A 6055-nucleotide genomic window follows, 5' to 3' on the forward strand; every position below is an offset into this window, starting at 1 on the left:
CTCGTCGACCGCTGTCGTGGTGTCGCCCGAGCGACGTGGTCACTCCAGCATCGCGCCGCAGCAGGACGGTGTCATGCCCCATCTGAGCCAGTTCGGCTCACTTCTCGGCGGAGCGGACCCGGATCCCGGAGACGGGCACGGTGACGGCACCGGAGGGGTCGGTGAAGAAGTCGTTGCCCTTGTCGTCCACCACGATGAACGCGGGGAAGTCCTCGACCTCGATCTTCCAGACCGCCTCCATGCCCAGCTCCTCGTACTCCAGCACCGACACCGAGGTGATGCAGTCCTGGGCGAGGCGGGCGGCCGGCCCGCCGATCGAGCCGAGGTAGAAGCCGCCGTGGGCGTCGCAGGACTCGGTGACCACCCGGGAGCGGTTGCCCTTGGCGAGCATCACCTTCGAGCCGCCCGCGGCCTGGAACTGCTCGACGTACGAGTCCATGCGACCGGCCGTCGTGGGTCCGAACGACCCGGACGCCATCCCGGCGGGGGTCTTGGCGGGGCCGGCGTAGTAGACCGGGTGGTCGCGCAGGTACGACGGCATCTCCTCCCCGGCGTCGAGGCGCTCCTTGATCTTGGCGTGGGCGATGTCGCGGGCGACGACGAGCGGCCCGGTCAGCGACAGCCGCGTCTTCACGGGGTGGCGCGAGAGCTCCGCGAGGATCTCCGACATCGGCAGGTTCAGGTCGATCTGCACGACCTCGCCCGACGAGATCTCGTCGGAGACCCCGGCGTCGGGCATGTAGTGCGCCGGGTCGGTCTCGAGCTGCTCGAGGAAGACGCCCTCGGCGGTGATCTTGCCCAGCGCCTGCCGGTCGGCCGAGCAGGACACCGCGATGGCGACGGGGCACGAGGCGCCGTGGCGGGGGAGCCGCACCACGCGGACGTCGTGGCAGAAGTACTTTCCGCCGAACTGCGCGCCGATCCCGAAGGACTGCGTCAGCTTGAAGACCTCCTCCTCGAGCTCGAGGTCGCGGAAGCCGTGCGCGCTCATGGAGCCCTCGGTCGGGAGGTTGTCGAGGTAGTGGGCCGAGGCGTACTTCGCGGTCTTGAGGGCGTACTCCGCGCTCGTGCCGCCGATGACGACCGCGAGGTGGTACGGCGGGCACGCGGCCGTGCCGAGCGAGCGGATCTTCTCGTCGAGGTAGGTCAGCAGGCGCTCGGGGTTGAGGATCGCCTTCGTCTCCTGGAACAGGAACGACTTGTTGGCCGAGCCGCCGCCCTTGGCCATGAAGAGGAACTTGTACTCCGGCTTGCCGGAGCTCTGCGGCGTCGAGTAGATCTCGATCTGCGCCGGCAGGTTGGTGCCGGTGTTCTTCTCCTCGAACGTCGTCAGCGGCGCGAGCTGGGAGTAGCGCAGGTTGAGCCTGGTGTACGCGTCGTACACGCCGCGGCTGATCGCCTCGCCGTCGTCGATGCCGGTGAGGACACCCTCGGACTTCTTGCCCATGACGATCGCGGTGCCGGTGTCCTGGCACATCGGCAGCACGCCGCCGGCGGAGATGTTGACGTTCTTGAGCAGGTCGAGGGCGACGAAGCGGTCGTTGCCCGACGCCTCGGGGTCGTCGATGATCCGCCGCAGCTGCGCGAGGTGCGCGGGCCGCAGGTAGTGGCTGATGTCGTGCATCGCCTCGGCGGTCAGCCGCTGGATCGCCTCCGGCGACACACGCAGGAAGGTCTGGCCGTCCACCTCGGTGGTGGAGACGCCCTCGGTGGTGATCAACCGGTACGGCGTCTCGTCGGGGCCCGTCGGCAGGAGGTCGGAGTAACGGAACTCAGCTTCGCTCACGAGGGCTGAGGGTACGCCGCGGGGTCGGGCATAGCGGACGCTGCCCGGGCGTTGGGCCGATGTGCACGTCCACGACCAGATCCTCGACTCGCTCGTCATCGGCGCCGGCCAGGCCGGCCTCTCCACGTCCCGGCACCTGGCACGCCGCGGCATCGACCACGTCGTGCTCGACGCCGCCGAGCGTCCCGGAGGCGCGTGGCAGCACCGCTGGGACTCGCTCAGCATGGCGGACGTGCACGGCGTCGCGGACCTGCCCGACGCGATCGCCCCGGGGCGCTCGGACCGGCGGGCCAATGTCGTCGTACCGGCGTACTTCTCGGACTACGAGCGTCGCTTCGACCTGCCGGTGGTGCGGCCCGTCCTCGTCGACTCGGTGTCCAGCGAGGGCGGGCTGCTGGTCGTGACGGCGGGCGAGCGGACCTGGCGCACCCGGACCCTGGTCAACGCCACCGGCACCTGGACGCAGCCCTTCGTGCCGCACTACCCGGGCATCGAGACGTTCGCCGGCGAGCAGCTGCACACGGTCGACTACCCCGGACCGCAGCACTTCGCCGGGCGCCGCGTCCTCGTGGTCGGCGGCGGTGCCTCCGCCGTGCAGTTCCTCGGCGAGCTGGCACCCGTGGCCGACACCCTGTGGGTGACTCGTCGCCCACCGGTGTGGCGCACCGACGACTTCGACCCGGAGGCCGGCCTCGCCGCCGTCACGCTGGTCGCTGATCGCGTGCGCCGCGGGCTGCCGCCGACGAGCGTCGTGGGCGTCACCGGCCTCGCCCTGCGGCCCCAGGAGCTGGAGGCGGAGCGGCTCGGCGCCTACCGACGGCGGCCGATGTTCGACCGGATCGAGCCGACCGGTGTGCGCTGGGACGCGGGTGCGGTGCTCGAGCGGGTCGACGTGATCCTCTGGGCCACCGGCTTCCGCCCGGCCATCGGCCACCTCGCCCCGCTCCGGCTCCGCACGCCGGCGGGTGGCATCCAGCTCGACGTGAGCGGGGCCGTGCAGAGCGCCGTGACGGCCGTCCGCGACCCGCGGGTGCAGCTGGTCGGCTACGGGCCGTCGGCCAGCACGATCGGCGCCAACCGTGCCGGTCGGGCCGCGGCGATCGCGGTCGCCCGCGTGCTGGCCGAGGACGACGACCTCAGCGCCTGAGCCGTCCCGGCTGTCCACTTCTGTCAACTCCCGTCAACCCGGGGTCGAGCGGGCCAACTCTGGATGGACAACCACCGCAACCGCGGGGTCCACACAGGGGAGACAGACATGAACAGCAGGCAGTTCCGCCGCCGCTGCGCCGCCATCGGCGCGGCCGCCGCCATCATCACGACCACCGCGTTCGCGCCGATCGCGAGCAGCGCGGCGGCCGCCGGCAAGGACGGTCCCAAGGACCGGCCCTGCTTCATGATCCAGTCGCACTGGAACACCGCCTACGACGGACCGCAGCCGACCTGCCCTCGCTCGATCCGGCGATAGCAGGACGGCCGGCGCCGTCAGACCAGCATCGGGGGATTCAGTGGGGTCAGCACCGGGGGGTGGACGCGGGGGAGTCCGTCGGGGTCGGGCGACCGACCCCGGCGGCTCGCGTCGCCGGTCGGCAGCACGAGGACCAGCGCACGAGGACCAGCGCACGAGGACCAGGTCCCCTGGCCGGGCGGTCAGCATCCACCTGCGACGGTGGCGCTGATCGCCCGGTGTAGGGGGACGTGCTCGCGCGCGTCGGCGGCCGCGCTCGCGAGGAGGCGTCGGGCCGGGGTGGCCCGCCCGTCGCGCAGCGCCGCCTGCGCCGCCCGCCAGCGGCAGTACGCCGCGTCGTGAGGGCGGGTGAGCCGGTCCCACGCGGTGGCGGCACGACTCCACTGCTCGGGTGTGTCCTCGTCGGTGGCGCGCGAGATCTCGCACTCCCACAGGGCGGCGTGACCGGGACGTGTCGCCGGGACGGGGCCCGGTCCCAAGGGGTCGGTGCCGGCCGACTGCCGGAGCACCTGCAGCTGCCCGGTCGCGCCCTCGCGAGGCTGGAGCCGCTGCAGATCGGCGGTCGCACGAGCCAGGGTCGCGAAGCCGGGGCCCGCGATGGTGGCCGTGTCGTTGTCCAGGGTCTGCCTCAGGAGGTCCGTCAGCCGGTCGACGGCGTCTCGCGGGCGTCCCAGCCAGAGCAGTGCCTCACAGGTCGGCACGGCCAACGTGAGCCGGGCGAAGAGATCGTCCTGGTGGGGCAGGCTCGTGAGGTCGAGCGCCTCGGCGCAGCGGTCCTCCATGACGGCCAACCGCGCCGCGACGAGGCGCAGCGGCCACAGCGAGTACTCGTCGCTCGACTGCACGTCGTCGACCAGCAACGCGCGTGCCCTCGCCGGTTCGCCCGCATCGAGCCAGGCCTCCGCGACGTTGCTCCGGACCATGTGGGGGATGGTGGAGCGCAGGTCGAGCTCCACGATCTGCTCCAGCGACGTGCGGGCCGCTGCCTCCAGCTCCTGCGGCGGGCGGGCGTGCTGGAGCAGCACGTCCGTCTGCATCATGGCGAGGAACGCCTCGCCGTGCGGTGTCGTCTCCTGCCGGAGGACCGCCCTGGCCGCGTCGAAGGATGCGAGTGCGGCCGCGAGGTCGCCCGTGAACCCGAGGTGCCAGCCCCTCGACGCGTGCATCCGCAGCACGACGGCCCGGTCGGTGACGTCGGGGCCGAGGCCGACGGCCTCGTCCAGCAGGGCCAGCGCCTGCCCCTCCCGACCCGTCTTCGCCAGGAGGCTGGAACGGAGGCACAGGCAGCGGACGCGCCTGTCGGGTGACATCCCCGTTCCGTAGCACTCCTCCACCTCGTCGAGGAGCTCGAGCGCGCGATCCGGTCCGTGCTGGCCCCAGGTGATGCCCGCGGCGCGGAGCCCCAGATCGAAGCGGTCGTCGCGGTCTGCGGTGGGATCCGCGTCCAGCGCCGAGAGGGCGAGCGCGAGCCCGACAGGCTCCCGCCCGGCCCCGTCGAGCGCGTGCACCGCGGCCAGCTGTGCCGCTGCGAGGCGTGGCGTCGGCTGCGGTGCCGAGGGGGGTGGCCAGATGTCGAGTGCGCGCAACCAGTGGTCGGCCTCCTCGCGGGACGCGGTGCGTTGCTGGGCCTCCAGGGCAGCGCGGATCCGCCACGGCAGCTCGTGGTCGGGATCGTCGGCGGCCTTGTAGTGCGCGGCGACCTCGGCGGCCGAGGTCCCCGCGCGATCGGCGAGCTGACGGGCCAGGGCCGCGTGGACGGCGGAGGCCTCACCCGGCACGAGACGACGGCCGACGCCCTCGGAGATCAGCGGGTGGGCGAGCGCGACGTCCCCACCGGTGGTGTCGAGGAGGTGTCGGTGCGCCAGGTCGCGCAGTGCGTCGGAGACCTCGACATCCCCGAGTCCGGTCACGGCGGTCAGCACGGCGACGGGCAGTGGACGACCGGCAACACCGAGCGCCCGGACGACGACCCACGGCACGCCGCCGAGACCACCCAACCGCGCGTCCAGCAGGTCCTCGAGCACGGGCGGAAGGGCGGTCCCGCTGCCGGCGACCGCGAGCTGCTCGGTGAAGAGCGGATGGCCGACGCTGCGCCCGAACACGGCATCCACCCGCGCCGCGGACGGCGGCACGCCGAGGAGCAGGGCGAGCTGCGCGGCCGTGTCGGTGCGGTCGAGGGGGCCGAGGTCGACGATCCCGCCCGCGGCCGGTCGGCGCACCCGGGCGAGCCACGCGGTGTGGTCGTCGGGGGTCCCGGGGTCGTGCAGCCGCCAGGTGCCGACGAGGGCGACGCGGGTGCCCCTCGCCACCAGGTACTCGAGGAGCGCCAGGGTGCTCTCGTCGGCCCAGTGCAGGTCGTCCAGGGCGAGGCCGAGGCCTCGTGGGGTGGCGATGCTGTCCAGGACCGCCCTGACGGCGGCGAGGAGGCGTTGCCGGGCGAAGTCGTCGGCGGGCGGTGGCGGAATCCCGGCGGCGTCGATCTCGGGCAGCAGGGCGGCCAGGGTGGGTGCGACGTACGACGGGCAGCGCGCGAGCGCGCCCTCGACGAGTCGGCCCTCGTCGACCTCGAGGAGGGCGCGCAGGAGGTCGATGACGGGCATCAACGCCGCGTGCCGCGACAGGGGCAGGCAGCGTGCGACGGCGACCACCGTGTCGGCGCCGCCGACCGCCGCCTCGACCAGGGTGGTCTTGCCGATGCCGGCCTCACCGGTGACGAGGAGGAGTCCGGTGCCGGACTCGAGGTGGCGTCGTACGGCGGTGAGCTCGGGCTTGCGGCCGGCGATGCGGGGGGTGGGTGGTCGGGT

At 73.1% G+C, this 6055-nt stretch carries 4 protein-coding genes; 2 read left to right on the plus strand and 2 right to left on the minus strand.

All coding sequences use genetic code 11. The features are described 5' to 3' along the window. Positions 1-97 precede the first annotated feature (97 nt). The gene (locus tag ASG88_RS05515; RefSeq protein ID WP_056886429.1) at positions 98-1786 is read right to left on the minus strand and encodes a fumarate hydratase; all 1689 of its coding nucleotides are present in this window, start codon (positions 1784-1786) and stop codon (positions 98-100) included. A 61-nt stretch (positions 1787-1847) separates the two neighbouring features. On the opposite strand from ASG88_RS05515, the gene ASG88_RS05520 reads away from it, so the two are divergent. Together ASG88_RS05520 and ASG88_RS05525 are read left to right on the plus strand one after the other, a co-directional pair. Further along, on the plus strand, positions 1848-2933 hold the full coding sequence (locus ASG88_RS05520; RefSeq protein WP_082599963.1) for an FAD-dependent oxidoreductase: 1086 nt from the start codon (positions 1848-1850) through the stop codon (positions 2931-2933). 108 nt (positions 2934-3041) lie between these two features. Next, complete coding sequence (locus ASG88_RS05525) at positions 3042-3251, plus strand: hypothetical protein (protein WP_056886430.1); 210 nt, start codon at positions 3042-3044, stop codon at positions 3249-3251. 182 nt (positions 3252-3433) lie between these two features. Here ASG88_RS05525 and ASG88_RS05530 read toward each other — a convergent pair. Beyond that, on the minus strand, positions 3434-6055 hold a 2622-nt coding region (locus ASG88_RS05530), incomplete at its 5' end, for an ATP-binding protein (RefSeq protein ID WP_056886431.1).

This window comes from Nocardioides sp. Soil777 (assembly GCF_001428425.1).
GTDB classification, from domain to species: domain Bacteria; phylum Actinomycetota; class Actinomycetes; order Propionibacteriales; family Nocardioidaceae; genus Nocardioides; species Nocardioides terrigena.